We start from the raw sequence: 25,055 nt of genomic DNA on the forward strand, positions 1-25,055 counted from the left end.
GGTGGGTGGGGAAAACGGGCCCGTCCCCGTACCGGACGGGTTCGGGCTCGATCAGATTCACACGGGCCGTCACCCTTCGCATGTCGATCAATTACACTCCGTGCCCACCTGTCTCCGGTGCTGTTCGTCGGCCGCTCCGCCGGCGCCGACCAGGCCCGTGCGCATGCCGGTGAGCCGGTCCGCGAAGCGCCGCATCTCCCGCGTGCCGACCGCCCCGACGAGCGCCGGGAGGCAGCCGCGCGCCCCCTGCATGCCGCGCAGCCACCACTGCCCGTAGACGTGCGCGGCCCGCCGCTCGATGCCCTCCACGAGCCGGTCGACGGCCGGGCCCGGCGGGTACGTCCTGTTCGCCGGCCACGGCAGCCGCCGCCGCAGCTCCCGCATCACGTCGTCCCGGTCGGCGCCGCGCACCATGTCGGTGTCGGTCCACGACAGGTAGCCGACGCCGACCTTCACGCCCCGGTGACCGACCTCGGCGCGCAGGCTGTGCGCGTACGCCTCCACACCGGACTTGGAGGCGCAGTACGCCGTCATCATCGGGGCGGGCGTGAGGGCGGCCAGGGACGCGATCTGGAGCAGGTAGCCCCGGCTCTCGAGGAGCGACGGCAGAAAGGCGCGGGCGGTCACCGCCGACCCGATCAGATTGACCTCGATCACCCGCCGCCACGCCTCGGGGTCGGAGTCGGCGAACGGCCCGCCGGTGGCGACCCCCGCGTTGGCGACCACGACGTCGACCCTGCCGAAGCGTTCCCTCACCTCCCGCGCGACCCGCGCCATCGCCTCGTGGTCGGTGACGTCGGCGTACCAGTGGTCGCTGTCGCCGTGCAGCCGCGCCGAGACCTGCTTCAGGGCGTCCGGCTCCAGCCCGACGAGGGCCACCCGCACCCCGCGCGCGGAGAGCTTGCGGGCCAGCAGCTCCCCGACTCCGCGCGCCGCTCCGGTGACGACGGCGACCCGTCCTGCCAGGCCGTTCCTGTTCATGCGCTCTCCTCGGTGTGTGCGGCGGGCGGGTGGGCGGACAGGTGGGCGGCGGCGAGGGCGCGGATCTTCCCGGTGACCGGGTCCGGGGCCTCGATCGGCGTCATGTGGCCGATGCCGGGCAGTTCGGTGAGGCCGAGGCAGTCGGGCAGCGCGGCGGCCAGAGCGCGGGCGTGCACCGGCGGGGTCAGCCGGTCGGCCGTGCCGACCAGCACCTCCGTCGGGGCCGTCAGCCGCCCCACCCGGTGGTCGAGGTCGAGCAGGTCGAGCACCCGCGACCAGGTGTGGCGCACCGAGCGCGGGCAGGCGTGCACGATCCGGGCGCACGCCCGGATCATGTGCGGGTCCGCGCCCGGGCCCATGGTCCCGTACTTCAGGACGCGCAGGCTGAGCGGTGTGACCGGTCCGAGCGGGGCGCGGGAGCCGAGGATCCGCCGGGTCAGCCCGGTCCGCAACGGCCCCTCCCGCAGCGGGAGCACGGTCGAGGAGGCGACCAGGCGGGAGCTGCCGGTGCTGCACAGCAGCACCGCCGCCGCGCGCTCGCGCAGGGCGGGCCGGCCCGTCGCGGCCAGCACCGTCATGCCGCCCATGGAGTGCCCGGCGATCACGGCCCGCTCGCCCGGGGCCAGGGTGGCGTCGAGGACGGCCTCCAGGTCGTCGGCGAGGGCGTCGGCGGTGCACACCGGGTGGGCCGGAGTGCGGCCGTGGCCGCGCTGGTCGTAGGCGATGACGCGGTGGTCGGCGGCCAGGGCGCGGATCTGCGCCGCCCAGAAGGCGGTGGAGCAGGTCCAGCCGTGGCAGAGGACGACGGCCGGGGCGTCCGGGTCGCCGTCGGGGCCGTGCACCTCGACGTGCAGGGGGGCGCCGTCGGCGGAACGGACGGTCAGTTCGCGGGCGGGGACGGGCGGGGCGTAGGGGCCGGCGGCGGAGCCGGGCGGGGGAACGGGCACGAGGGGGCGGCGAGGACTCATGCGGCCACCCCGGCCTTCCCCGTGCCGGTGCCCGTGCCCGCGCCGGCATCCGCGCCCGCGTCCGCGTCCGCGTCCGCAGGAACGTTCCTTCTGCCCGGGGGCCGCAGGATCCGGTACTCCGTCAGGTCCACCCGTCGCGTCGCCCGCCGGAACTCGCTCGTCGTGCCCGGCCAGACGGTGGTGTTGCGCCCGTTCGCGTCCAGGTACCAGCTGGTGCAGCCGCCGGTGTTCCACACCGTGCGCTTCATGCGCTCCTGCACCCGCCGGTTCCAGGCCCGCACGGCTTCGGGCCGGGCGTCGAGGGCGACCCGGCCGCCGAGGCCGTCCAGTCGGCGCAGGTAGTCGGCCAGGTAGTTCAGCTGGGACTCGATCATGAGGATCATGGACGAGTTCCCGAGGCCGGTGTTGGGCCCGATGATCGTCATCCAGTTCGGGAAGCCGGCCGCCGAGGCGCCGCGCAGCGCCTCCATCCCGCCCCTCCAGACCTCGGCGAGGGTGCGCCCGTCCGCGCCCACCACCCGCTCGGCGATGGGCATGTCGGTGACGTGGAAGCCGGTGCCGAAGACGATCACGTCGGCCTCGGCCTCGCTGCCGTCGGCGGCGACCAGGGTCGAGCCGCGCACCTGGGCCAGCCCGCTGGCGACGACGTCCGCGTTCGGCCGGGCGAGCGCCGGATAGTAGTCGTTGGAGAGCAGGATCCGCTTGCAGCCGATGCGGTAGTCGGGGGTCAGTTTGGCGCGCAGGGCCGGGTCCTTGATGGCGCGGGCCATGTTCCGCTCGGCGAGCCGCTCCACGATCCCCAGTCCGCCCGGGTACCTGGTGAACGCCTGGGTCTGGAGTTCCCGGATGCCCCACAGCAGGCCGCGGCGCAGCCGTGCGGTGGGCGGCAGCGCCCGGTGCAGGGCGCGCTCGGCGGGGCCGATGGCCCGGTCGGCGCGGGGCATCACCCAGGCCGGGGTGCGCTGGAAGAGGGTAAGGCGGCCGACGCGGGGCTGGATCGCCGGCACGATCTGGATGGCGGACGCACCGGTGCCGATCACCGCGACCCGCTTGCCGGTGAGGTCGCAGTCGTGGTCCCAGCGCGCCGAGTGGAAGACCTTGCCGGGGAAGGAGTCCAGTCCCGGGATGTCCGGGATCCTCGGCTCGGACAGCGGCCCGGTGGCGGAGACGACCATGTCGGCCGTCAGCCTCCCGCCGCCGGTCTCGATCTCCCACCACAGCCGCTCGGCGTCCCAGGTCATCCGCTTCACCTCGGCGCCGAACCGGATGTGCGGGCGGAGCCCGAAGGTGTCCGTCACGTGCTCCAGGTAGGCGCGGATGTGCCGCTGGCCGGAGAAGGTGCGCGGCCAGTCGGGGTTGGGCGCGAAGGAGAAGGAGTACAGGTGGGACGGGACGTCGCACGCGCATCCCGGATAGCTGTTGTCCCGCCAGGTGCCGCCGACGCTGCCGGCCCGTTCCAGGACGACGAAGTCGGTGATCCCTTCGCGGCGCAGCCGCACGGCGGCCCCCAGCCCGCCGAACCCGGACCCGACCACCGCCACCCGTACATGTTCGTGCTCGGCCATTCCGACGCCTCCACACATCGCCTCGGATTCTGCCAGTGAACACTGGCGCAATGGGGAGGGTAGAGGAGCCGCCTACCGACCGGTAGGGGTTGGGACAAGGAAAGTTACCGCCGGTACGGCCTAGGCTTCCGGCGTGGCAGAAGACGCTGGACGCACCGAAGACCCCGGAGCCGGCGAAGGCGCCGGGCCCGCGGGCCCCCGCGAGTACCGCACGCAGGAGCTGGCCCGGCTGGCCGGCATCACGGTGCGCACCCTGCGCTTCTACCGCGAACGCAAACTGCTCCCCCCGCCCCGCCGCGAGGGCCGCATCGCCTGGTACGACGACCGCCACCTGGCCCGCCTGCGCACCATCTCCGCCCTCCTGGAGCGCGGCCACACCCTCAGCGGCATCGCGGAGCTGGCCGACGCCTTCGACCACGGCCGCGACGTGGGCGACCTGCTCGGCTACGGCGAGCCCACCGAGGAGACGCCGGTCCGCCTCACCCCCGAGGAACTCGCCGACCGCTTCGCGGGCCAGGCCACCCCCGAGAACCTCGCCGCCGCCCTGGACCTCGGCTACCTCGGCACCGACGGCGACGAGATCGTCCACATAAGCCGCCGCCTGCTGGACGTGTCCTCGACCCTGGTCCGCGAGGGCATCCCGCTCGCCGACGTGCTGGCGGCGGGCAGGCGCGTGCGCGAACACGCCGACGCCCTCGCCGGCATCTTCGCCGACCTGATCCTGCGCCACACGACCGAGGCCGACCTGCCCCGCCTTCGCCCCCTGGCCCGCAGCGTGGTGGAGGCGGAACTGTCCCTGGCGCTGGACCGGCGGTTGCGGGAGCGGAGGGACGGGTAACGTCCCCTGCGTCGCGCCGCGTACGTACCGTTGCCCGCCCTTAGGGCAGCGGTGCGGACACGGCCGCGGACGGCCGCGGACGGAAGAAGAGGGGGCGACCGTGTCCGAGGAAGTGCGTGTCCCACGTGAGGAAGCGGCGAAGAACGCCTGGCACTTGCAGGGCACGCTCGCGGAGCTGACCCGCACCGCCGACGCCAAGGCGGCCTTCGCCCTGGCCATCGAGTCCGCCGCGCTCGCCGCCATGGCCGCGATGACCGACGCCGGGCGCGGACTGGCCGGTGTCTCCGCCGGGCTGCCGCGGACCATACTGGGTGCAGGCCTCGTGCTGCTCGGGCTCTCCGCCGTCCTCGCGGTCCTCGCGGTCCTGCCCCGTCACGCCCGGGAGGGCGGGACCCGCTCCCCCCTCCCCGACGACTTCGTCTTCTACGGGCACATCCGGCACTTGACACCCGGTGAGCTCGCCGACGGACTCAGTCGCCACGACCCGCTGCCCGCGCTCGCCCGCCAACTGGTTGCCATGAGCCGCATCCTGTGGGTCAAGCAACGATTGGTGCGGCAGTCACTGTTCGCCGCGGTCGGCGCGGGCGCGCTGATCGTGGTCGCGGTGCTCACCGGCTGACCCGCGCGGAATCAGTACCGGCGGCACCGGGCGGCACGGCCCGGCGCAGAGAGGAGGGCGATGACCTCGGACTTCCTGAACGACGGCCCGTCACGACGCGGGAGCGGACCGGCACCGTTCTGGAACCTGCTGGACTCCCCCGCCCGCGTGGCGCTGCGCACGGCCGGCCGGATCATGGCGTACCCGGCCCGGAAGCACCTGCTGCGCCAGGACGACCTCACCGACCACCTCATCGTCGTGGGTGAGGGCTGCGCCAAGGTCACCAGCGTGTCCGCCACCGGTTACCAGGCGGTGCTTGCCCTGCGCGGCCCTGGCGACCTAGTCGGCGAGCAGGCCGGGCTGGACGGTGGACCCCGGTCGGCGACCGTCACCGCGCTGACCCCGGTGCGCGCCCTGCGGTTGTCCGCCGAGATGTTCCGGGCGGTGGCCCGCGATCACCCCGTCGTCACCATCGCCCTCCACCGGATGATCTCCGCCCGGCTGCGCGACGCCGACCGGCAGCGCACCTCGGCCGGTGCCGACCCGCTCGCCTCCCGGCTCGCCGGTCTGCTGCTGGACCTGGCCTCGACGCATGGCCGGCGGCACGCCTCCGGCGCCGTCGAGATCGGCCTGCCGCTGTCCCAGGACGACTTCGCGGGCTTGGTCCTCGGCTCCCGCAGGACTGTCAGCCGCATCCTGGAGCAGTGGCGGTCCGACGGCTGGGTCACCACCGGCCGCACCCAGCTGACCCTGGACAACCCCGACGCCCTGAAACGGGTCCACGAGGGCGGCTCGCCAGCCGGGCGGGACTGACCGCGCCGCGGTTCACAAGTCCGACCAGACCAGCGTGGTGAGGCCGTACTGCCGCGCGAGCGGGTTCCATAACGCGACGACGTCCTTCTTCGCCCGGGTCGCGTCGGTGCTCGCGTCGGCCGCGTCCTGCCAGGCGGCCGAACCGGTGACCCGGGCGGAGGTGCAGGTGCCCGACACCTCGTCCACCACCCGCGCGTACGCCCGATCGGCTTCCTCCGAGCTCTTCCAGGCCGTGCGCAGCCCGGCCGCGAGGCCGTCGGGCAGCTCGTCGAGATTCATCCGGTCCAGCTCCTCCACCAGCCGCCCCCGCGCGTCGGCCGCGTCGACGAACACCTGCCGGGCGGACTGTAGCCCGGTGCAGCGAATCATTGACTGCACAGAGTCGGCGACACCACTGCGCCGGTCAGCGTTCTCGGCCAGCAGCTCACCCAGCGCTTTCACCTGTTCCTCGCGCATGTCCACCTCCTGCCCGCCGCCACCTCCTCCGATTTCGTTCAGATACGCCATCACGGTGACGAGCAGCACCGTCAGCACCACCACGACCTCGGCGATCGCCCGGCCCGTCCGCGAGCGCCGGGGAGCGGGAGCGGTGGACGAGAGTGCCCGTCCGCCTGCGCCCGGGGTGGTGACAGGCCACGGTGCGCTGCCCCCGCCGCCCGGCGCACCCATGCCCCCCGGCGTGCTGGAGGTGCCCGGATGCGTACCGGCCGGGCGCGTGCCGCCGGGACGGGTGATGCCCGGGTTCGGGGGTCCGGCGAACCGCCGGTTCGCCGGCGGCGGGCCACCGGCCTGCCGTGCGGGCTCGGGCCACGTGTCCGGCGCAGTGTCGGCGGCGCGGCGCAGCGGATCCAGCCAGTCGGCGAGCGCGGGCCTGTCGGACGGCGCACCGCTCAGGCCACGCGCGGCCAAGTCGCCGGTCTCCCGGTCGACCCGGCGCAGCGCGGCGGGGTCCTGCCCGTGCTGCTCGTGCAGGAAGAGCCGGACGGCGAGCAGCGCGAACTTGTACACATCGCCCTGCGGTGTGCCGGGCGTCTCCCTGCCGGGCAGCTCCCAGTCCGGTGTCTGCGGGGGCTTGAGGGCCCAGCCACCCGCCAGCCCCATGGCGTCGCAGTCAATCAAGAAGCAGCCTGGGCGTGGGCCGGCCAGCGTGAACAGCAGGTTCTTCGGAGACAGGTCGCCGGCCACCACGCCCAGCCCGTGCAGCCGGTTCAGCGTGTCGGCCAGGGCGAGCAGCAGGCCCATGACTTGGCGGGGAGACACCTTGCCGACCATCCTGTCCACGTAGGACAAGGAGTTGAGCAGGAACTCGAAACCCGCCGTCTTCCGGTCGCCCGAGGGCAGGGTGAGGAAGAACTCGTCCGGGATCTGCCGCATCAGGAAGCCGCGGACGTCCCGACCCTCGGTCACCAGCGCCGCGGGCCAAGCCGTGTTCGTCGCCAGCCACTTGCCGACCGCGGCCGGCTGGGCGGGCAGGAAGGCGACCATGCGCTCCAGCGCTTCGGCCTCCAACTGCCTGAGCGTGTCCGGCTTGTACTCCTTGTAAGCCACCGGCCAGATCTTGTTGATCCGCCGCTTCTCGACCTCCCACACCGTGCCCTGACCGCCGTCGCCCAGTCGGCGGCCGAGGGACAGGGTCGAACGGGGGATCCGAGCGACGCCGGAAGCGGTCACCGTCCCCCTCCGGGCCGGCCGGATCCCCGGTTGCTCCCGGGCAGTCGGTGGCGGGGCCAGACGGCCAGCAGCGTGCGGTCGTCGTCGAAGGTCTCCCGGGAGAAGTCCAGCAGATGAGCCAACACCTGCGGCCGCTGCGGCGGCACCGTCAGTCCTCTGGCGAACAACTCGCCGACCAGCCCGGTGCCGTCACCGAGCGGGACCCCGAAGCCGTCGGTGCCCACCAACAGGACACCGTCCGGAGGCAGCGTGCACGTCAGCGGCCGCGACCGCGCGGACAGCCGCGGCAGGGCGATCACGGCCGTACTGGAGATGTCGTCGGCGCCCGAGTCCTCCTCACGCAGCAGCGGTGTGAACTCGCCGTCCCGAAGACACCAGGCGGAGGAGTCCCCGGCCCGCACCAGTGTGACCCGCATGCCGCCGTCCCCGGTCGGTGTGACCGTGCCCGTGACCAGAGTGGTGGCGAGTGTCCTGATCGCCTCCGTCCGGTCCTGCTCCCCCGGCTCCCGGCCGTGCGCGACCCGCATGAGGAGCTGGTAGGCGGCGGCCTGCAGCACCCGGGACCAGTCGGGTTCCGGCCGGTCCTCCCCGAGCTGCACCAGCAGGTCGTTCACGGCCGTGCGGCAGGCCAGCGCGGCGCCCACGTGGGACCGGGGCGCGGACGAGACGCCGTCGGCCACGGCGAAGGCGATCGCGCCGGTCGGCTCATGCCAGGCGACGGTGACGTCGTCCTGCCGGGGTTGACTGCCGGAGCGGTGCGCGTCTCCGCGCACCGAGGCCAACCGCACGGTCAGGTGCGGGGTCGACCACCCGTCGAAGAGGGTGTCGGGACGGTAGGGGTCGGCGGGCGGGGGCTTCGGCTCCAGCCACGCGGCGGGCGTGCCGACCACGATCCGCCGCCACGGGCCGGTCTCCCTGCTCCCTGTGGGAGCCCCGGTCGCGGACGGGCCGCCCTCCGGCCAGGGAGCGGCGTGCCCCGGCTGGTGGACACCGGGCACCGGCCGGACGTCTCCCTCCCGGTGGGGCTCCGGCGTGGGCGGGGCATACGGGGAGCGGTGGGGAGCGGGAGCCGACGGGGCGTATCCCGACTGCTGCGGGGCGTACCCCGGCGGAAGGTGAGGTGACCGCGCCCCGTGCGGAGCCGTGTTCCGGGGCTCGGAGGTGGAGGCGTAGGGGCCGTCGGCCGTCGCTCCCCCCTCGTGCGGCTGTGCGGCGTCCGGCCGTGGTGAGCCCTGCGATGGCCGGGGTGCCCAGGCCGGTGCCGGGCTGGGCCGCGGAGGGCCGCACCCGGCATCGTACGGCGGCGGGTCGTCCTGTCGGCGGGGGTCCGACCGGTGACCGGCCTGCCGCTCCGGTACGCCCGAAGGGCACGACGATCCCTGCCCGTGCTGCGGTTCCTGCCCGTGGCCCGTAGCCGGCCCGTAGCCGGTGTCCGGTCCCGGTCCGGCGCCCTGTCCTCCGGGCGGCGGTGCGAGGTCCGGGCCACTGTACTCGGGAACCGTGTACTGCGGGACCTGGTAATCGGGCACGGTGTAGTCCGTAACCGCGTGGCCGGGGAGCGCCGGATCGGCTGGCGCGGCCGTATACCGCTCCTCGTCCCGCCCGTCCTCGAGGTCCTCCCGCCTCGGCTCGTCCGGCCGTCCGGTCGCCTGACTCCTGCGCCACCACGCCCGTTTCTCCATGTCAGACCTCGTCGATCGCGAGCCGGAAGCCTTCCGGCTTCCCCACCACCAGCTCGGGCTGCCCCGCCGCCATCGCGTTGCCCGACTCGACCACGCTCTTGGTCAGCGCGGTGAAGAACTTGGCGATGGACTCACCGAGCTGTGCCCCCGGGATGGACACGAACGCGAAGTTCTCCTGCGTCGCCACGGACAGGATCGTCGCGGCCTGCGCCTGGCCAATACCGAACGCGATGACGTTCGGTGCCGCCGCGGTGACGGACCGGTCGGTGAGCCGACGGTGCGTCTCGCGCCACTCCTCGCCGCAGGTCGGCTGCCCGTCGCTGAGGAAGAACACGGCGGGCCGGTGCACCCGGTACCCCTGCGCCTTCAGCGTCCGCACGTCCTGCGGGACACGCTCCAGAAGCGCCCCGAACGCCGCGTCGTAGTTAGTGCCTCCACCGGCCGACAGCCGCGGCAGCTCGGCCTCGCTTCTCAGATCGGCCAGGATCAGCCGCTCCGTCACGCTGTTGGCGAAACCGAGCACCGAGAAGCGCACCTTGGCCGCCGCCATCGGCTCCCCCAGCAGCGCCACGTGCAGCGACTTCATCCCCTCGTTGAGATCGCCGACGTAGCCCGACATCGACCCTGACTCGTCCGCGAGGACGTACACGGGCAGCAACTGCCCTAGTGCCTCAGCCATTCCTCGTCTCCCCTCCGTTATTCCGCTTCACTGCTCGCCGACCACGGACCTGAGCCCCTTCGGGCAGTCCAGGCGCAACTCCATCCGCCCGGCGAGCGCGCTCCGGCCCAGGTGCAGCAGCGTCTGCTGCACCAGCACCGAGAACTGCACCGCGGACTGGGCCAGGTCTGCTCCCTCGACGGCGACGACGCCGAGCTCGGGCCGCGAGGCCAGCCGCCGCACCGTGCGGGCCCGGCCCTGCCCGATGCCGCAGGCCACGAGGTGTGGAAAATACTTGTGCGCCATCAGATCGGCGTGTGCGGTCGGCCATTCGGTGTCGTCCTCGACCTGCCCGACAGCGAGGAAGAACACCACGGGCCGCAGCACGCGCTCCACCTGCTCCTTCAGCCGTTCGGTTTCCAGCGGTACCAGGTCCTTCAGCCGCCGCAGCACCGGCCTGTAGCGGCAGCCGGGCCCGGCGTTCAGCCCGGGGACGCCAGTGCGCCACGACACCTCGGTGAGCGGCAGCACCACGTCGGCGCCGTCGGCGTAGGTGACCACCGACAGGCGGATCGCCGCGGCCACGTCGGGGCTGCTGGCCAGCAGCGTCTGTACGGAGCGGAGCATGTTGCCCAGGTCGGTGAGGCAGCCGGCCGCCGCCGCGGAAGTGTCCAGGACGAGATAGACCGGCACCAGCCCGCTCGGCGGCGCGGACGCCGGCGCCGGGGTGCTGCCGCCCCACTGAACGGGCCCGCCGGCCTCCACGGCGACGGGCGCGGAGATCGCGTGGGCCGGTCCCTGCGGCGGGATACCGGTGGTGAACGACGGGGTGGTGCCGGCGTCGGGCCGCTCCAGCACCCCGGCCACTCCGGTGCCGACCACGCTCGGGCCCAGCACGCCCTGGCGCAGTCCGGGCAGGTCGACCTCGCGCACCACGCCCCGTTCGATCAGGTACTTGACCATCTCGTCGTGACGCTGGTCCCGGATCTCGTGCTGGGTCGCCTCGGTCTCGCGGACCCTGGCCAGCAGCTCGAGGGCTTGGGCGGTGTCCTCCGGGTGACGGACCAGGTGCTCGTGGACGAGGCGCTCGAAGTCCAGCGGGCGGCCGGACAGCGCGGCGCGCTCCTGCTCCTCGCGGCGTCTGCGGGCCGCGGCCCGCAGGTCCTCGATCTCCTCGTCGGAGCGGGCTTCGCCGAGCCGGACCTCGTGGGTGTGCACGCCGAGCCGAGCACGCCGACGTGCCTCCTCCAATTCCCGGATGTACCGGGTCGCCGCTTCGTCGGGTTCCATCTGGATCTTGCAGTGGTAGAGGGTGATGCCCTCCGGCAGCCGGATCTCGCGGTCCAGCTCCTGGTTGATCGCCAGCTGGGCGGCCATAGCCTCGGTGATGGTGAACCGGGCCGCACACAGCCGGATCCGGTCGGTCAGATAGCCGTAGACGACCGCCAGCGCGTCGCGCACGTTCCGCCTGACCACCAGTGCCGGATCGTGCACCCGGAAGCCGACGTCGATCGTCGCCTGGAACCGATGCCCACCGTCCTTGCAGGTCAGCGGGGTTTTGGTGACGGCCGCCTGACGCCGGTGATCGCTGAGGTCGACGACGTAGCAGAGGCGGTTCTTGCCCAGCCAGCGCTGTCCGAACGTACGGACCCGCTCCACTTCGAAGGGCCCGCCCTCCACCGGATAGACGATCGCCACGGCGGGCGGCAGGTCGGGCAGCTCGCCCACCCGGCTGCGGGCGATCGCATGGTCGTTGAGGATCAGCGAGACGGACATCGTCACACCCCTTCCAGGTCCAACTGGGCCCGCACCATGGCGGCGGTCAGCGGCAGTCGCACCATGCGGTCCGGGTGCACCCAGTCGTCGGCGCAGGCGCGCAGGATCCGGCCCGAGCGCACGTCCTGGTGCGCGATGGCGCCGACCAGCAGGCGGAACATCTCGCGCAGCTGCGAGTCGCGCTCGGCGAGCCTGGCCCACGCTCCGATGACCTGTTCCGCCTCGTCGTGGAAGGAGGACTCGTTCAGCGCGCCGCGCCACAGCCGGACGAAGGGATCACGCAGTTCGTGCCGGCAGTGGGCCAGGTACAGCAGGGTCGGCCACTGGGGCACTGCGGCATCCGGGTCCACCTCTGCGGTCTCCACAACCACCTGCGCGGCGACGATCAGGAACGCGAGCGTCGCCGCACGGCCCGAGCGGTGGTCCTCCGCCCCGGCCCGCAGCAGGGACAGTACGGATCCGGCTACGTCCGCGTCGTCGGCCACCAGGTCGGCCAGCGCGAGACCGACGGCCACCGCCACCGTCACGCTGTCGACCGCGAGCAGTCTGCCCAGCTCCTCGACGGGGCGGTCCGAGACCGCGCCCAGGCCGTGCACCCGGGCCGCGGTCGCCCGGGCCGCGGGCCGCTGGTCCACGTACCAGTCGTCGACCAGCGCGGCCGCCTCCTCCCGTACCCAGGGGTCATGGCACGCCACCGACAGGGCGTAGGCGACGGCGGTGCGGCGCGACGGGTTGTCGCTGCGCGCCCAGGGCCGCAGGACGCGGCGCTCGATATGCCGGTAGGACTCCGCGGCGAGCACCCCCAAGCCGGAGGCCGCCGCGTAGACGCGTACCTGCTCCGAGGAGTGGACGACCAGTTCCGAGAGCCAGTCCAGGAGTTCGGTCTGGATCTCGTACTGGGTCCACGCGTGCACGATGAACCGGCGCGCGTAACCGGGGTCCTTGTACTCCAGCACCTTGCCCGGTTCGCCTCCGGGCCGGCCGGTCTCCCGAGCGCGCAGCCGCAGAAGCTGCCGTCGCCGCGGCGTCTCGAAAAGGTCCCGGGAACGCGTCACGCGCCCGTCGGGTCCCGGCGCCCTCAGGTACGGCGAGTCGTCCTCGAGCCGGTCGCGCAGCGAGCGGGCCGCCTCGGCGACGTCTTCCTGCGGCAACCCGTTGAGCACGGCGAGGGCGAGGGCGAAGCTGCGGGTGGCGGTGTCGGGCAGGCTCTCCGCCCAGATCTCGAAGTCCTCCGCCTCCAACCGGGCCCGGTGCTCGCGCAGCCGGTCCAGGTCGAGGCCGCCGTACAGGTCGTACTGCTCGCCCATCATCGCGGCCAGCTCACCGGCCTTCCGGCATGCTGGGAGGTCGCCCAGCAGCTCGGTGAGCACCTCGCGCACCTCGTCGCGGTCCAGCAGCCGGTCCGCGACGCGCTCCCCGAGGCGCCACCGCAGGTGCGCGCGGACGATCTCCTGCGGCTGCGGGGCGTCCGTCAGGTCCTGCACCGAGGCGAGGAGCTCGCCGTCGACGGGATCACCGGTCGTCACGGTGACGACCATCCACGCGTCGGCCTGCGACAGCGCCCCCTGGACCTTGTCGTAGGTCTCCCGGCTGAGGCCGGCGATATCCTCGGGCTGCTCCAGCAGGAAACCGGCGCCCTGTTCGATCACCCCGCCGTCGTTCTCCAGTCGGTCGGCCAGGGAGGCGAAGTCGACGCCACTGTCCAGGTGGTACAGGGTGCCCCGGCAGGCGCCGAGCAGCAGCCGTACGGCCATCGCGGACTTGCCGTATCCGGCGGCCCCGCGCAGGATCAGCAGCCGCTGCCGTCCCAGGGCGTCGCGGGCGCCGGGCAGTTCGGCCGGATCGCAATACGCGAACCGGACACGTTCGGCGATGAGCGGGGACAACATGCGCACCTTGTGCCGCGCGCCTCCCAGCAGCACGACGTACTTGTCGCCGCCGACCATGTCGCCCTCGACGTTGGCGACGGCGTTCTGCAGGTGCCCGCGCCGCTGCGAGCCCTGGCCGAGCCCACCGGTCGCCTCGTACGACTCCGCACCGGGGCCGGACTGCGGCGGTGACTGGGCCGCGCCGTCCTCCCCGCCCGGCGTGGACGGGGCCGGGGACGCGCCGCCGAAAGCGTCCTTCGCCGCCTGCTCCGGGCTCTGGGCCGGACCCGCGGCGGGCGGCGGGGACGCGCCGCCCGCCTCGCCCGCCGCGGATTCCCCCGGCCCGGCCGCCGGTCGGCTCCCCCCTGATGCTCCGGCGGCCGGGGCTCCCGCGGTCGCGCCGGCCGTCACAACCGCACGCTCCCGTTGGTGTGGACGGTCACGTTCTTGTCCCCGGCGATCTGGTCACCCTGAACGGTGCGGGCACGCTGGGTGACAGCGGGGTGCCCGGCCGGGGACGTGTCCCTCGCGGGAGGGGGAGCAGTGGCGGTCGCCGGTGTCGGCAGGCCCGGTGGGGCCGGATATCCGGGGACGGTGATCCAACTGTTGATCGTCTCGCCGTGCTTGGTGGTGAAGTCGCAGGGCAGGTAGGCCGCCGGATCGATGCCGCGGTGACCGTGTCTGATCACGGCGCGGTGCACCTCGTCCGAGACGGCGAACACCATCCGTGCCGAGGGCGCGGCGGCCAGGGTCTCCCGCAGCGGTTGGGCGTCCACCAGCCGGAACGTGGTGTTGACGGCGTCCCCCGACCAGCCGTGCTCGTCCCTCGCCACAAGCCCTTGGTGCAGTGCCAGGCGCAGGCGCACCGCGTGTTCCGGGTTCGACTCCTGCGCGTACTCACCCAGCTCCAGGTTCAGTTCGCGCACGAAGGGTCCGGCGATCAACAGGGGTGAGACGGTCGGCTCGACCAGCAGCAGCGCTCCGTCGCCGCGGTCCTCCGACACCCTGTCCGCCGCGGCGAGGCCGGCCCGTTCCATCGCGGCGCTGAGCACCCGGTACATCGCGGCCCGCACCCTGCGCTGCACGGGGTCCCGGCGCTTGCTGAAGTTCTCGACGTCCAGCGCCATGATCCAGCGATGTGTGGCTTCGTCCGCCATGCGCATGCCTCCCCGTGCTCCCCGTGACATGCCGTTGACCGGAACACCCCACCGGCCGATCGGCTCCACCAGTAGACGGCACACGCGGGGAACCGGTCCACGCCATATGGCGCATTCATGGGATTGACTGAAAGAAACCTGCAATACAGGTTCGAAGAGGGAACAGGAGTGCGATTACTACCTGAAGTAGACCACCCGGATGGGTGGTCGACGTGCGCGGTCGTCGTGTCCGTCCGGGCTGCCGAGCGCCGGGAGCGCACGAGCGGCCGGGCCCGCACGCAGGGCGGAACACATGCGGGCACGAGGGAGAGCCTCCGGGTGGTGCGCGTCATACCCCCGTACGAAGCGGCTGGGGCGCGGGGCGGCTCCCCTACAGGTCGTAGACGACGGTCACCGGCGCGTGGTCCGACCAGCGCTCGGCGTGCGTGGCGGCGCGCTCGACGGACGCCCTGACGGCCGCGGCGGCGAGCCCCGCGGTCGCGGCGTGCAGGTCGATCCTCCAGCCCGAATCGTTGTCGAAGGCCCGCCCCCGGTACGACCACCACGTGTACGGCCCCTCCACCCCCGGATGGAGCGCCCGCACCACGTCCACGTACCCGCCGTCCGCCGGGTCGAGCACGCGTCCCAGCCACTCCCGCTCCTCGGGCAGGAACCCGGAGTTCTTGGCGTTGGCGCGCCAGTTCTTCAGGTCGGCCTGCTGGTGGGCGATGTTCCAGTCGCCGCAGACGAGGACCTCGCGGCCGTCGGCGGCGGCGCGCTCGCGCAGCTCCTTGAGGTAGCCGAGGAACTCGCCCATGAAGCGGATCTTCTCGTCCTGGCGCTCGGTGCCGACCTCGCCGGAGGGGAGGTAGAGGGAGGCGACCGTCACACCGGGCAGGTCGGCCTCGACGTACCGGCCGCTCGCGTCGAACTCGGACGAGCCGAAGCCGATCCGCACGCGGTCGGGCTCGCGGCGGGTGTAGAGGGAGACGCCGGCGCGGCCCTTGGCGGCGGCCGGGGCGTGCGTCACGTGCCAACCCTCGGGCTCACGCACCTGTTCGGGGAGCTGGTGCGGTTCGGCGCGCACCTCCTGGAGGCAGAGCACATCGGCGGAGGTGGCGGCGAGCCACTCCACGAAGCCCTTCTTCGCGGCGGCGCGCAGGCCGTTCACGTTGACGGAGGTCACCGTTAGCAAAACACTCTCCTGATCAGGCGGGCGCGTCCGCTGTGGAACGCCGCCCGGTACGGGTGCCGACCCCCACGGGTCAGGCTCCCACACAGGATGCACCCGAACGCGCGGACCCCCGTCGGTCCGGTCGACGGCCACGCACCGGATGATCTGCCGGTGAATGCCGTTACGCCCTCGTCCGGCCCTTACGGGCTGGGCGGGGGCGTTTCGTCACGCCTGGGGTGGCGCGTCGACCACAAAGCTGCCTTTGCCGCGCACGGTGTGGACCAAGCCGCGCTCAACGAGCAGTTGCACGGCCGCCCGCGCGGTGGGCCGTGACACGCCGAACTCTTCCACGATCTGCGCCTCGGACGGGATGCGCCGACGCGGCAGGTATGTGCCGTCGGCGATCCGGGCGGCGAGAATCTGTGCAATTTGCTCGTACAGAGGCTCCGGCCCGTCGAGATCCAAGGTCATATATCGACCGTAGGAGCCATACGACAATGCTTCCCGTCTAGTGACGTCACCTGATAACACCTGACAAGTTCACGTACCGTCGGAACGAGAAGACCCCCGCAACCGCGCGACCGGTCCGGGGGCGTGGCCATCGCTACACAGGAGCGACGACAGATGAAGCGTAGAGCAAGCGAACCGGCCCCGGCCGTACCCGGGTGCGCCGAGTGCGCACGCCTCCGGAACGAGAAGCGGGCCGCGCAGGAGGAGCACGACCACTCGCGCGCCCTCGACTGCCGCATCCTGCTCGGCCGCCACCGCCGTGACGTTCACGGAGTCGCGCGGTGAGCGCCGCACCGACCGCCGGGAGCGGCGAGCCGGCGGGCGACGGAACCGTGCCCGTGCAGTGGTGCTCATGGCACGGCGGCATGGCCGAGGCCCGCCCCGTCGAGGTCATCGAGCGCGGGCCCGGGGCGGGCGGCACCCTGTACGCGTGCCGCCCGTGCCGGATCGCGAACAACCTCGAGCCCCTGCCCACGGCCGCCGCCCGGTACGCCGTCTTCGCCCACCTGGCGGGGACCGCGGACACGAAGCCGTACGCACCGTGCAACCGGCACGAGTATTGCCCGGAGGGGGCCGCCCTGTGGGCTGAATACCGCCGGCAGCGGAAGGCGGACCAGGAATGACCGCCGCCGACCGCGCCGAGCGGGACGAGCCCACCGGCGTCCGCGGGCACCTCATGACGATGCGTGTCACCCGCTTCCGTGACGGCCGCGTGATCGAGCGGCGCGACACGGTACGGATCACGGCCGGCGACCCGCTCGAACCGGTGAGCACCCTCGCCTGGCCGCCGTGCCAGTGCCCGCAGCACCGTAACCGCGAGTAGACCCGCACACGACCGCGCCGCCGGTCGCGGCCGCGTGCGACGAGGGCCCGCCCCAGCACCCCGGGGCGGGCCCTTTCAACGTTTTCGCAGGTCACGCGGCAAGCGTTTTACCCACGGTGTTCGAGCTCACGGTGAACACCAGGGCGCCTTACCGGCACACTGGACGAGGTCCTGTTCCGGACCGCCTCGACATCAGCCGGTCCCACACCGAACACACGGTAGGCAGCATGGACATCCGCCCGGTCCCCTTCGACCACCCCGACGCCGTCAAGCTCAACGACGAGGTGCAGGCCGAGTACGCCCTGCGCTACGGCGACGGCGGCGACGCGACCCACCTGGAGCCGTCGCACTTCGCCCCGCCGAACGGCCTGTACCTGCTCGCGTACGACGAGGCCGGCGTCCCGGTCGCCTCGGGCGGCTGGCGGGCCCAGGACGCGAACGAGGAGAACTACCGGGACGGCGACGCCGAGCTGAAGCGGATGTTCGTGATCGAGCAGATGCGCGGCCGGGGGCTGGCCCGGCGCATCCTGACCGCGCTGGAGGAGGACGCACGGGCGGCGGGCCGGACGCGCATGGTGCTGGAGACCGGCACCAAGCAGCCGGAGGCGGTGGCGCTGTACCTGTCCAGCGGCTACGAGCCGTGCGAGAAGTTCGGCTACTACCGCTTCCACGAGAGCAGCCTCTGCTACGCCAAGAAGCTCTAGCGTCCCGGCGGGCGACGTCCGCCGCGGCGCCCGGCACCGGCTCACGCCCGCAGGAAGGCCAGCACCGCCAGCACCCTCCGGTGGGTGTCGTCGGCCGGCGGCAGGTCCAGCTTGGCGAGGATGGAGCCGATGTGCTTGCCGACGGCGGCCTCGGAGACCACCAGCTCCCGGGCGATCGCCCCGTTGGACCGGCCCTCGGCGACCAGCGCCAGCACCTCCCGCTCGCGCGGGCTCAGCCGCGCGAGCGGATCCCGGCGCCGGCGCAGCAACTGCCGTACGACCTCCGGGTCGACGACCGTGCCGCCGGACGCCACCTCGTGCAGCGCGTCCGTGAACTGCTCGACCTGGCCCACCCGATCCTTGAGGAGGTAGCCGACGCCGGTACCGTCCCCGGAGTCGAGCAGTTCGCCGGCGTAGGCCCGCTGCACGTACTGGCTGAGCACCAGCACCGGCAGCCCGGGCCGCTCCTGCCGCAGCCGGACCGCCGCGCGCAGGCCCTCGTCCTGGAAGCCGGGCGGCATCCGCACGTCCGTCACGACGATGTCGGGCGTGTGCTCGGTGGTCTCGTCGATCAGGGCGTCCGCGTCGCCGACCGCGGCGACGACCTCGTGTCCGAAGCGGGTGAGCAGGCCGACGAGCCCTTCGCGCAGCAGGACGCTGTCCTCGGCCAGGACTACGCGCAGGGAGCGTTCTGGTCGGTCGGCCGGCAAGGGATCTCCACACGCAGCAGGGTCGGTCCGCCCGGCGGGCTGGACAGGGAGAGTCTGCCATCGAGGACCGACACCCGGTCGGCGAGTCCGGTCAGGCCGCTGCCGCCGCCCGCGTCCGCCCCGCCGCGGCCGTCGTCGCGGACCACCAGGACCAGCCGCCCGTCGGCATACCCGCCGCGCACCCCGGCCCGGTTCGCCCCGCTGTGCCTGGCGATGTTGGCGAGGGCCTCGCACACCACGAAGTACGCGGCCGTCTCCACGGGCCCGGGCAGCCGTCCGGGCAGGTCCAGGTCGAGGTCGACGGGGACCGGGCTGCGGTCGGCGGCGTCGGCGACGGCGGCTTCGAGGCCGTAGTCGGTGAGGACCTTGGGGTGGATGCCGTGGATGAGTTCCCTCAGTTCGGCCAGGGCCCGGCCCGCCTCCTCGTGGGCCTGGGCCAGCCGGTCGGCGAGCGGTCCGGGCGGGGTATCCAGGCGGACCAGGCCGAGGGTCATGCTGAGGGCGACCAACCGCTGCTGGGCTCCGTCGTGCAGGTCGCGTTCGATGCGCCGCCGTTCCGCCTCGAAGGCGTCGACCAACCGGGCGCGGGAGCGCACCAGTTCGGTGACCCGGTCGCTGTCGCCGTCCTTCGCGGCGAGCAGCGCCCGCGCCAGCTCGGCCCGCGCCCCGGCCACCACGCCCAGGGCGTAGGCTCCGGCCGCCAGCAGCACCAGGCCGAGCGCGGCGACCGCGCAGGCCCCCGTCCAGGTGTCCACCAGGAACAGCTTGACCACCTTCGCCTCGCCGCCGGCGGCGACCAGCACCGGCGCGGCCACCATGGACAGCGGCAGGCCCGCGGCGGCCAGGACGGCCAGCGCGTCCAGCGGCCACAGCACCAGGCCCAGCAGCACCGCGTACGCCAGCTCCCGCCAGGTCGCCGCCTCGCGCAGCCGCGTCGTGAGCCAGGACACCAGTCCGGGCCGGCCGGGCACCCGGTGCTGTCCGTCCGGCACCGGGCCCAGCCCGGCCAGCCGCAGCCGCCACCGCTCCACGGCGGCCACGGGTATCCCGGTCAGCGCGGTGAGCACCAGCAGCGGCAGCCCCAGCAGGACGACGGCGAGGGCCCCGCCGACCACGACCCCGCTGACGGTCACCACCAGGACGGCCGCTCCGAGCAGCGCCCCGCTCGCCAGGAACGCCGCCGCCCGCCAGGGCCAGGCCGACCCCAGGTATCCGCGCCCGCCGAGCGCCCGCCACACCGTCATGCGGATCACCGTAGGGGCGGGCCGCGCACCCGCGCCATGGGCGTGGCGGGAGGCCGGGAGGTATGCCTGGCCCTACCCCAGGTCTCGCCCCTGCCGCACTGACCCACCGTGCCGTCCCGCGGTTTCGTGGACCCCACGGCAGACACCGGCACGACGACGCCGGTACGGCGACTAACACGGCAATGAACACGGCAACGAGTGGGGACACGGGGACGGATGGGACCCAACGCGATCGAACTGCGCGCGGTGCGCAGGCAGTACGGCTCGAGGGAGGGCCGGGTGACCGCGCTCGACGGCGTCTCGCTCGCCTTCCCGCGCGGCTCCTTCACCGCCGTCATGGGGCCCTCCGGCTCGGGCAAGTCCACCCTGCTGCAGTGCGCGGCGGGGCTGGACCGGCCCACGGCGGGCTCGGTGCGGCTCGGGGAGACGGAGCTGACCGGACTGAGCGAGCGGCGGCTGACCCTGCTGCGCCGCGAGCGGATCGGGTTCGTGTTCCAGGCGTACAACCTGGTGCCGTCCCTGACCGCCGCGCAGAACGTCGCCCTGCCGCTGCGGCTGGCCGGCCGGCGCCCGCGCGGGGCCGAGGTGCGGGAGGTGCTGCGGCAGGTCGGGCTCGCCGAGCGGGCCGGGCACCGGCCCGACCGGCTGTCCGGCGGCCAGCAGCAGCGGGTGGCGCTGGCCCGCGCCCTGATCACCCGGCCGGAGGTGCTGTTCGGCGACGAGCCGACCGGCGCGCTGGACTCGGTGACCGGCCGGGAGGTGCTGGCGCTGCTGCGCGGCATGGCCGACACCGAGGGCCGCACGATCGTGATGGTGACCCACGACCCGGTCGCCGCCTCCTGGGCCGACCGCGTCGTCTTCCTCGTCGACGGGCGGGTGCACGGCGAGCTGGCCGGCGCCCCGGCCGGGGAGATCGCGGCACGCATGACCACCCTGGAGGCCCCGCGGACCGCCTCGGAGGTCCTGCCGTGCTGAGCATCGCCCTGCGCACCCTGCGCACCCGCTGGACCACCTTCACCGGCAGCTTCGTCGCCCTCGCACTCGGCGTGGCCCTGCTCACCGTGATGGGCCTGGCCCTGGCCTCGGCGGCCGACGCTCCGCAGCGCGCCCCGGAGCGGTTCGCCGCGGCACCGGTGGTGGTGCGGGGTCAGGACACTCTGAGCGTGTCCACCCCGATCGGGGTCCGCGGCAAGCCGCTGCCGCGCCCCCGCCCGGTGCCGGATCGGACCGTGGCCGCGCTGCGCGCCCTGGGCCCGGTCACCGAGGACCGCTCCTTCCCGGTCCGGGCCGAGGGGGCGCCCGGCCCGCTGGTGGGCCACCCGTGGTCGACGGCCGCCTTCGCCCCGTACGCCCTGACCGCGGGCCGCGCGCCGCGGGCGGCCGACGAGGTGGTGGTCACCGGTGCCTGGGCGACCGTCGGCGACCGGCTGCGCACCGGTCACGGCACCGTGCGCGTGGTGGGAACGACCACCGACCGCGGTTTCGAGCGGGCCGTCTTCCACACCGACGCGCGCGCCGCGCGGCTGGCGCCGGTGAGCACCCAGCTGGTCGTGGAGGCGGACCCCGGCCGGGTGCGGCGGGCGGTGGGCGACACCGCCCGGGTGCTCACCGGGAACGCCCGCCGCCTGGCGGACGCCGACCCGGACCGCGACCGGGAGGCGGTCACGGCGCTGAACGCGCTGTTCGGGACGGCGGGCGGTGTGGCCGCCTTCGTGTCGGTGTTCGTGGTGGCGTCGACGTTCGCCTTCTCCGTCGCCCAGCGGCGCCGAGAGTTCGGGCTGCTGCGCCTGGCGGGCGCCACCCCGGGCCAGATCCGCCGGCTGGTGGGCGCGGAGGCGCTGCTGATCGGCGTGCTCGCCTCGGCCGCGGGCTGCGTGCTGGGCGCGTACGCCGCCCCGCACCTGGCCGCGTGGGTGGTGCGGGAGGGTCTGGCACCCGGCTGGTTCGCCATCGGCGACCACACCTGGCCGTACCACCTCGCCTTCTGGACGGGCCTGCCGGTGGCGCTCGGCGGGGTGGTGGCCGCGTCCTGGCGGGCCGGGCGCACCGGCCCCGCCCAGGCGCTGCGCGAGGCGTCCGCCGACACCGGGGCCCTGACCCGGGGCCGCCTGCTGTGCGGTACGGCCCTGCTGCTGACGGCCGTGGCGACCCTGGCGGCGGCCCTGCTGACCGACCCGGCCGAGCTGCTGCACCGCAAGACCTACGTCAGCCGCCCGATGCTGCTGATCACGGCGGTGGCGCTGCTGTCCCCGCTCCTGGTGCGCCCGCTCGTCCGGCTGATCGCCTGGCTGCCGTCCCGGCTGCCCGGCGCGGGCGGGATGCTGGTACGGGAGAACGCCGCCGCGGCCGTCCGCCGCACCGCCTCCGTCGCGGCGCCCGTGCTGGTGACGGTGGCGCTGACGGGGTCGCTGCTCGGCGCGACGGCGACGCTGAACCGGGCGCAGGCCGCGGAGCAGCGGCAGCGCACCGCCGCCGACCTCGTGGTGACGGCACCGGGCGGCCTGGACCCGGCGGCGGTGCGCCGGCTGCGGGCGGTGCCCGGCGCCGAGGTGTCCGTGACCGCGCCGAGTGCCGTGTACGTCCTGGAGGAGGGCGTCGCCCTTGTCCGCTCCGAGGCCCGCGCGGCCGACCCGGCGGCGCTCGCGGCGACGGCCCGGCTGCCGCTGGCGGACGGCCGGGTCACCGGCCTCGACGACGGCTCGATCATCGTCAACGAGGAGTGGGAGCGGCACGCCGTCGGGCAGCGCGTGGACGTCTGGCTCGGCGACGGGACGCGCCGGACGCTGCGCATCGCCGCGGTGATGCCGGCCGGCACGGGCGACAACGGCGTGTACGTCACCGCGGCCAACGCGCCGGGCGCCGTGCCCGACCGGGCCGAGGTGCGGGTGGCGGACGGCGCGGACCGGGCCGCGGTGACGGCGGCGCTGCGAAAGGCGGCGCGCTCCTCGGGCGAGCGGGTGCTCACCGCCGACGCCTGGCTGCGGGAGACGTCCCCGCACACGGACGGCCGGACCCGGGCGGGCTTCCTGCTGGTCCTCGGGATCGCCCTGCTCTACGCGGGCATCGCGCTGGCGGGCACCCTGGTCGTGGCGACCTCCGACCGGCGGCGGGAGCTCGCGTCCCTGCGCCTGGCGGGCGCCACCCGCGCCCAGGTGCTGCGCCTGGTCGCCGCCGAGGCCCTGACCGTCACCGCCGTCGGCGGTGTGCTGGGAGTCCTGGTGGCGGCCCTGAACCTGCTCGGCATGGACGCCGCCCTGCGTCTGCTGTCGGCCCCGGCCGGGGCGGTACTGCCGTGGTCCGCCCTCGGTGCGGCGGCCGGGGCGTGCGCGGTGGTCGCGGTGGTGTCGGCGGTGGTACCGGCGGGCCTGGCCCTGCGCCGCTGACGGCCCGCCGGATCGCACATCCGCTCAGGGCCTGGCCGCGACGAGGACACGAAGTCCGCGTGGCCCGCCCCCACGGGGCACACCGGCCGCCCCCACGGCCTTGGCGGTGGTCCGGCGGGGCATGGCCCCCTGGCGGGCCAGGGTCCCGCCCGGCCGGGCGGGACCCGTGAGGTAGGCGCCGGCCGCGCCGAAGGTGAGCAGGAGCGCGGCGGTCGCCGCCACGGGAAGGGCCACTGCTCCAGAAGCCTGTTCCAGCAGCAGGGTGAGCGGGGTGGCCGTGGTCCCGGCCCGCGCGCCGAGCGCCCCGACGGTGACGAGGGCGAGCCCCGGACAGAGAACGGTGACGGTCCCCCGGGCCGGCAGAGTGGCCCGGGGCGGGTCGCGTCCGGGCCGGCGAACTCCGCCGAGAGGTGACTGATCGCCTCCCGGCCCGCGAAGGCGAGGAACAGGACGCCCGCCGCGATCCCGACGGAGGTCCGGCCGTACGGCAGGAAGGGGGTGAAGTGCGCGGACCGCGCATGGGTGCCCGACACGGCGATCGTTACCGCCGGCAGCGCCGCCAAGACCCCCGCCAGGAGCGGCCGCAGACGCCCCGGCAGACGCGGGCCGGCCGGGTTGGCCCCCGTAGGCGGTGGCGATCCCGGCCGGGGAGGCGGCACGGTCCCGGCGCGACGCCGAAGCGGGTGGGGAAGCGTTTTCCGCCGCTCTCAGGAGCGGCGGTGGTAAGCCTTGTTGGCGATGCGCCAGCCGTCGTCGACGCGGACCAGAAGGAAGATGTCGGTGAACGTGTCCGCGCCGTGCGAGAGCGTCATGGTGGCGGTCGCGACGGTGCCGTGGACGTCGACGGCGTCGATGCGACGGGACCGGGCCGGCTCGTCCGGGGCCGGCCGGCCCGGGAAGAGGGCGCAGTACTCGTCCAGGGGCCACGAGACGAACACTCCGTCCCGGATGCCCTCGATGTGGGCGGTGGGCAGGAACGCGTCGCGGAAGTGGGCGGGGTCGCCGGTGGCGTGTCCGCGGATGTAGGCGCGGAGCGGTTCGAGCACGGAGTCCTCCACGGCGGGGACCGTGGCGGCGACGGCGATGTCGGCCTCGGCGGCGGCAGGGGCGTCGGCCAGGCCGGCCGCGCTGCGCAAGGGGGTGTTCGACGCGGCGGCCAGCAGTGCCATGTCTTTGGCCAGCGCTCCGATCGTGAACTCGGCCGCGGTGGCGTCCGCCCGGCCGTCGAGGAAGGGGCGCTTGTGTGCCACGAGACCGCCGAGCCGGCCGAGTTCGAGGACGTCCAGCACCTGGGCACGGGGCAGGCCGAGGGCGTCGGCCTGCCGCAGGGAGTCGCGCAGCGCGAGGACGGCACCGGCGAGGCTGCTGTTGGCGATCAGCTTGAGCGCGGCGGCGGTGGAGGCGTCGTCGACGTGCTGCACGGTGCCCAGCGCTTCCAGGACCGGCCGGGCCCGGTCGAGCGCGTCCCGGCCGCCGGCGGCGAGAATCCGCAAAGCACCGGCGGCGACGGCCGGCACGGAACCGAGCACGGGCGCGTGGACGTAGGAGGGGCCGAGCCACCGGGCCAGCCGTGCCGCTTCGGCGGGGGCGATGGTGCTGGTATTCAGCACGATCGCGTCCGCTCGCAGCGAGTCACGCACCTCGTCGAGGACCTGCCGGCAGGCCGGGCCGTCGAACAGCGACAGGAGGACGAGATCGGCCTTCGCCACGGCGTCGTTCGGATCAACCGTCGTCTCGACGGCGCCCGGTGCGCGCCCGGAGCGTGTCCAGCCGACGACGTGCCGGTTCTGGGCGGTGAGCCGGGTCGCGATCGCGACGCCCATGCGCCCCAGGCCGAGGACGGCGATGGTGTGCGGTGTGGTCATGCGCGCCAGCGTGGTGCACCACGACGGCTGCGACAAGCGCAGATCCGGAAGGCCCGCCCTGCGGCTCGCGCATACCGCCTGGGCATAC

Annotated in this window: 23 protein-coding genes; 9 read left to right on the top strand and 14 right to left on the bottom strand. The window is 74.1% G+C overall.

Features of this window, described 5'->3' with window-relative positions; translation table 11 throughout:
- Positions 1-87 precede the first annotated feature (87 nt).
- The 3 genes from ACSU6Z_RS11815 to ACSU6Z_RS11825 are packed head-to-tail and all read right to left on the bottom strand — an operon-like array spanning position 88 to position 3,514.
- Positions 88-981, bottom strand: coding sequence for an SDR family oxidoreductase (locus ACSU6Z_RS11815; protein WP_437045041.1), 894 nt, complete (start codon positions 979-981; stop codon positions 88-90).
- Positions 978-1,949, bottom strand: coding sequence for an alpha/beta fold hydrolase (locus ACSU6Z_RS11820; RefSeq protein WP_437045044.1), 972 nt, complete (start codon positions 1,947-1,949; stop codon positions 978-980). Before ACSU6Z_RS11820 ends, ACSU6Z_RS11815 begins: the two co-directional genes overlap by 4 nt.
- Positions 1,946-3,514 carry a flavin-containing monooxygenase gene (locus ACSU6Z_RS11825; RefSeq protein WP_437045046.1) on the bottom strand — a complete coding sequence of 523 codons (1,569 nt, stop codon included), beginning with the start codon at positions 3,512-3,514 and terminating at the stop codon, positions 1,946-1,948. Before ACSU6Z_RS11825 ends, ACSU6Z_RS11820 begins: the two co-directional genes overlap by 4 nt.
- A 220-nt stretch (positions 3,515-3,734) precedes the next feature.
- Here ACSU6Z_RS11825 and ACSU6Z_RS11830 point away from each other — a divergent pair, with 220 nt between their 5' ends.
- From ACSU6Z_RS11830 to ACSU6Z_RS11840, 3 genes are all read left to right on the top strand, one after another.
- The gene (locus ACSU6Z_RS11830) at positions 3,735-4,352 is read left to right on the top strand and encodes a MerR family transcriptional regulator (protein ID WP_437050270.1); all 618 of its coding nucleotides are present in this window, start codon (positions 3,735-3,737) and stop codon (positions 4,350-4,352) included.
- 100 nt (positions 4,353-4,452) lie between these two features.
- A complete protein-coding gene (locus ACSU6Z_RS11835; protein WP_437045048.1) occupies positions 4,453-4,971 on the top strand; it encodes a Pycsar system effector family protein in 519 nt (172 codons plus the stop codon).
- Between the two features lie 60 nt (positions 4,972-5,031).
- A complete protein-coding gene (locus ACSU6Z_RS11840) occupies positions 5,032-5,763 on the top strand; it encodes a Crp/Fnr family transcriptional regulator (RefSeq protein ID WP_437045050.1) in 732 nt (243 codons plus the stop codon).
- A gap of 12 nt (positions 5,764-5,775) precedes the next feature.
- On the opposite strand, the gene ACSU6Z_RS11845 is transcribed toward ACSU6Z_RS11840, so the two are convergent.
- The 8 genes from ACSU6Z_RS11845 to ACSU6Z_RS11880 form a co-directional block, all read right to left on the bottom strand.
- The gene (locus ACSU6Z_RS11845) at positions 5,776-7,434 is read right to left on the bottom strand and encodes a hypothetical protein (RefSeq protein ID WP_437045052.1); all 1,659 of its coding nucleotides are present in this window, start codon (positions 7,432-7,434) and stop codon (positions 5,776-5,778) included.
- Positions 7,431-8,432, bottom strand: a complete 1,002-nt coding sequence (locus ACSU6Z_RS11850; protein WP_437045054.1) for a protein phosphatase 2C domain-containing protein — start codon at positions 8,430-8,432, stop codon at positions 7,431-7,433. Before ACSU6Z_RS11850 ends, ACSU6Z_RS11845 begins: the two co-directional genes overlap by 4 nt.
- Positions 8,433-9,117: 685 nt before the next feature.
- Positions 9,118-9,795 carry a vWA domain-containing protein gene (locus ACSU6Z_RS11855; RefSeq protein ID WP_437045056.1) on the bottom strand — a complete coding sequence of 226 codons (678 nt, stop codon included), beginning with the start codon at positions 9,793-9,795 and terminating at the stop codon, positions 9,118-9,120.
- A 27-nt stretch (positions 9,796-9,822) separates the two neighbouring features.
- Complete coding sequence (locus tag ACSU6Z_RS11860; RefSeq protein ID WP_437045058.1) at positions 9,823-11,550, bottom strand: vWA domain-containing protein; 1,728 nt, start codon at positions 11,548-11,550, stop codon at positions 9,823-9,825.
- Between the two features lie 2 nt (positions 11,551-11,552).
- The gene (locus tag ACSU6Z_RS11865) at positions 11,553-13,829 is read right to left on the bottom strand and encodes a hypothetical protein (protein WP_437045060.1); all 2,277 of its coding nucleotides are present in this window, start codon (positions 13,827-13,829) and stop codon (positions 11,553-11,555) included.
- Positions 13,826-14,575: a hypothetical protein gene (locus ACSU6Z_RS11870; RefSeq protein ID WP_437045062.1), complete on the bottom strand. Its 750-nt coding sequence runs from the start codon at positions 14,573-14,575 to the stop codon at positions 13,826-13,828. Before ACSU6Z_RS11870 ends, ACSU6Z_RS11865 begins: the two co-directional genes overlap by 4 nt.
- Positions 14,576-14,945: 370 nt before the next feature.
- Positions 14,946-15,749, bottom strand: coding sequence for an exodeoxyribonuclease III (locus tag ACSU6Z_RS11875; protein ID WP_437045064.1), 804 nt, complete (start codon positions 15,747-15,749; stop codon positions 14,946-14,948).
- Between the two features lie 204 nt (positions 15,750-15,953).
- The gene (locus tag ACSU6Z_RS11880; protein WP_437045066.1) at positions 15,954-16,199 is read right to left on the bottom strand and encodes a GntR family transcriptional regulator; all 246 of its coding nucleotides are present in this window, start codon (positions 16,197-16,199) and stop codon (positions 15,954-15,956) included.
- Positions 16,200-16,352: 153 nt separating this feature from the next.
- On the opposite strand from ACSU6Z_RS11880, the gene ACSU6Z_RS11885 reads away from it, so the two are divergent.
- From ACSU6Z_RS11885 to ACSU6Z_RS11900, 4 genes are all read left to right on the top strand, one after another.
- A complete protein-coding gene (locus tag ACSU6Z_RS11885) occupies positions 16,353-16,523 on the top strand; it encodes a hypothetical protein (RefSeq protein WP_437045068.1) in 171 nt (56 codons plus the stop codon).
- Positions 16,520-16,861 (top strand): hypothetical protein, encoded by a 342-nt coding sequence (locus ACSU6Z_RS11890; RefSeq protein WP_437045070.1) that lies wholly within the window; start codon positions 16,520-16,522, stop codon positions 16,859-16,861. The genes ACSU6Z_RS11885 and ACSU6Z_RS11890 overlap by 4 nt, the downstream gene beginning before the upstream one ends.
- Positions 16,858-17,061, top strand: coding sequence for a hypothetical protein (locus ACSU6Z_RS11895; protein ID WP_437045072.1), 204 nt, complete (start codon positions 16,858-16,860; stop codon positions 17,059-17,061). Before ACSU6Z_RS11890 ends, ACSU6Z_RS11895 begins: the two co-directional genes overlap by 4 nt.
- A gap of 227 nt (positions 17,062-17,288) precedes the next feature.
- A complete protein-coding gene (locus ACSU6Z_RS11900) occupies positions 17,289-17,765 on the top strand; it encodes a GNAT family N-acetyltransferase (protein ID WP_437045074.1) in 477 nt (158 codons plus the stop codon).
- A 41-nt stretch (positions 17,766-17,806) separates the two neighbouring features.
- On the opposite strand, the gene ACSU6Z_RS11905 is transcribed toward ACSU6Z_RS11900, so the two are convergent.
- Both ACSU6Z_RS11905 and ACSU6Z_RS11910 read right to left on the bottom strand, forming a co-directional pair.
- Positions 17,807-18,475 carry a response regulator gene (locus ACSU6Z_RS11905; RefSeq protein ID WP_437045076.1) on the bottom strand — a complete coding sequence of 223 codons (669 nt, stop codon included), beginning with the start codon at positions 18,473-18,475 and terminating at the stop codon, positions 17,807-17,809.
- The gene (locus tag ACSU6Z_RS11910) at positions 18,439-19,719 is read right to left on the bottom strand and encodes a sensor domain-containing protein (RefSeq protein WP_437045078.1); all 1,281 of its coding nucleotides are present in this window, start codon (positions 19,717-19,719) and stop codon (positions 18,439-18,441) included. The genes ACSU6Z_RS11905 and ACSU6Z_RS11910 overlap by 37 nt, the downstream gene beginning before the upstream one ends.
- A 216-nt stretch (positions 19,720-19,935) precedes the next feature.
- Here ACSU6Z_RS11910 and ACSU6Z_RS11915 point away from each other — a divergent pair, with 216 nt between their 5' ends.
- Together ACSU6Z_RS11915 and ACSU6Z_RS11920 are read left to right on the top strand one after the other, a co-directional pair.
- On the top strand, positions 19,936-20,694 hold the full coding sequence (locus ACSU6Z_RS11915) for an ABC transporter ATP-binding protein (RefSeq protein ID WP_437045080.1): 759 nt from the start codon (positions 19,936-19,938) through the stop codon (positions 20,692-20,694).
- Positions 20,688-23,102 carry an FtsX-like permease family protein gene (locus ACSU6Z_RS11920; protein ID WP_437045082.1) on the top strand — a complete coding sequence of 805 codons (2,415 nt, stop codon included), beginning with the start codon at positions 20,688-20,690 and terminating at the stop codon, positions 23,100-23,102. Before ACSU6Z_RS11915 ends, ACSU6Z_RS11920 begins: the two co-directional genes overlap by 7 nt.
- 707 nt (positions 23,103-23,809) lie before the next feature.
- On the opposite strand, the gene ACSU6Z_RS11925 is transcribed toward ACSU6Z_RS11920, so the two are convergent.
- A complete protein-coding gene (locus ACSU6Z_RS11925; RefSeq protein WP_437050271.1) occupies positions 23,810-24,976 on the bottom strand; it encodes a nuclear transport factor 2 family protein in 1,167 nt (388 codons plus the stop codon).
- Positions 24,977-25,055: the final 79 nt, after the last annotated feature.

It is taken from the genome of Streptomyces sp. enrichment culture (genome assembly GCF_964273145.1).
GTDB lineage: Bacteria > Actinomycetota > Actinomycetes > Streptomycetales > Streptomycetaceae > Streptomyces.

Bases quoted from the DNA above. Each gene is read 5' to 3' on its own strand.
- ACSU6Z_RS11815 (WP_437045041.1), bottom strand. From the start codon at position 981: ATGAACAGGAACGGCCTGGCAGGACGGGTCGCCGTCGTCACCGGAGCG.
- ACSU6Z_RS11820 (WP_437045044.1), bottom strand. From the start codon at position 1,949: ATGAGTCCTCGCCGCCCCCTCGTGCCCGTTCCCCCGCCCGGCTCCGCC.
- ACSU6Z_RS11825 (WP_437045046.1), bottom strand. From the start codon at position 3,514: ATGGCCGAGCACGAACATGTACGGGTGGCGGTGGTCGGGTCCGGGTTC.
- ACSU6Z_RS11840 (WP_437045050.1), top strand. From the start codon at position 5,032: ATGACCTCGGACTTCCTGAACGACGGCCCGTCACGACGCGGGAGCGGA.
- ACSU6Z_RS11855 (WP_437045056.1), bottom strand. From the start codon at position 9,795: ATGGCTGAGGCACTAGGGCAGTTGCTGCCCGTGTACGTCCTCGCGGAC.
- ACSU6Z_RS11860 (WP_437045058.1), bottom strand. From the start codon at position 11,550: ATGTCCGTCTCGCTGATCCTCAACGACCATGCGATCGCCCGCAGCCGG.
- ACSU6Z_RS11870 (WP_437045062.1), bottom strand. From the start codon at position 14,575: ATGGCGGACGAAGCCACACATCGCTGGATCATGGCGCTGGACGTCGAG.
- ACSU6Z_RS11880 (WP_437045066.1), bottom strand. From the start codon at position 16,199: ATGACCTTGGATCTCGACGGGCCGGAGCCTCTGTACGAGCAAATTGCA.
- ACSU6Z_RS11885 (WP_437045068.1), top strand. From the start codon at position 16,353: ATGAAGCGTAGAGCAAGCGAACCGGCCCCGGCCGTACCCGGGTGCGCC.
- ACSU6Z_RS11895 (WP_437045072.1), top strand. From the start codon at position 16,858: ATGACCGCCGCCGACCGCGCCGAGCGGGACGAGCCCACCGGCGTCCGC.
- ACSU6Z_RS11900 (WP_437045074.1), top strand. From the start codon at position 17,289: ATGGACATCCGCCCGGTCCCCTTCGACCACCCCGACGCCGTCAAGCTC.
- ACSU6Z_RS11910 (WP_437045078.1), bottom strand. From the start codon at position 19,719: ATGACGGTGTGGCGGGCGCTCGGCGGGCGCGGATACCTGGGGTCGGCC.
- ACSU6Z_RS11915 (WP_437045080.1), top strand. From the start codon at position 19,936: ATGGGACCCAACGCGATCGAACTGCGCGCGGTGCGCAGGCAGTACGGC.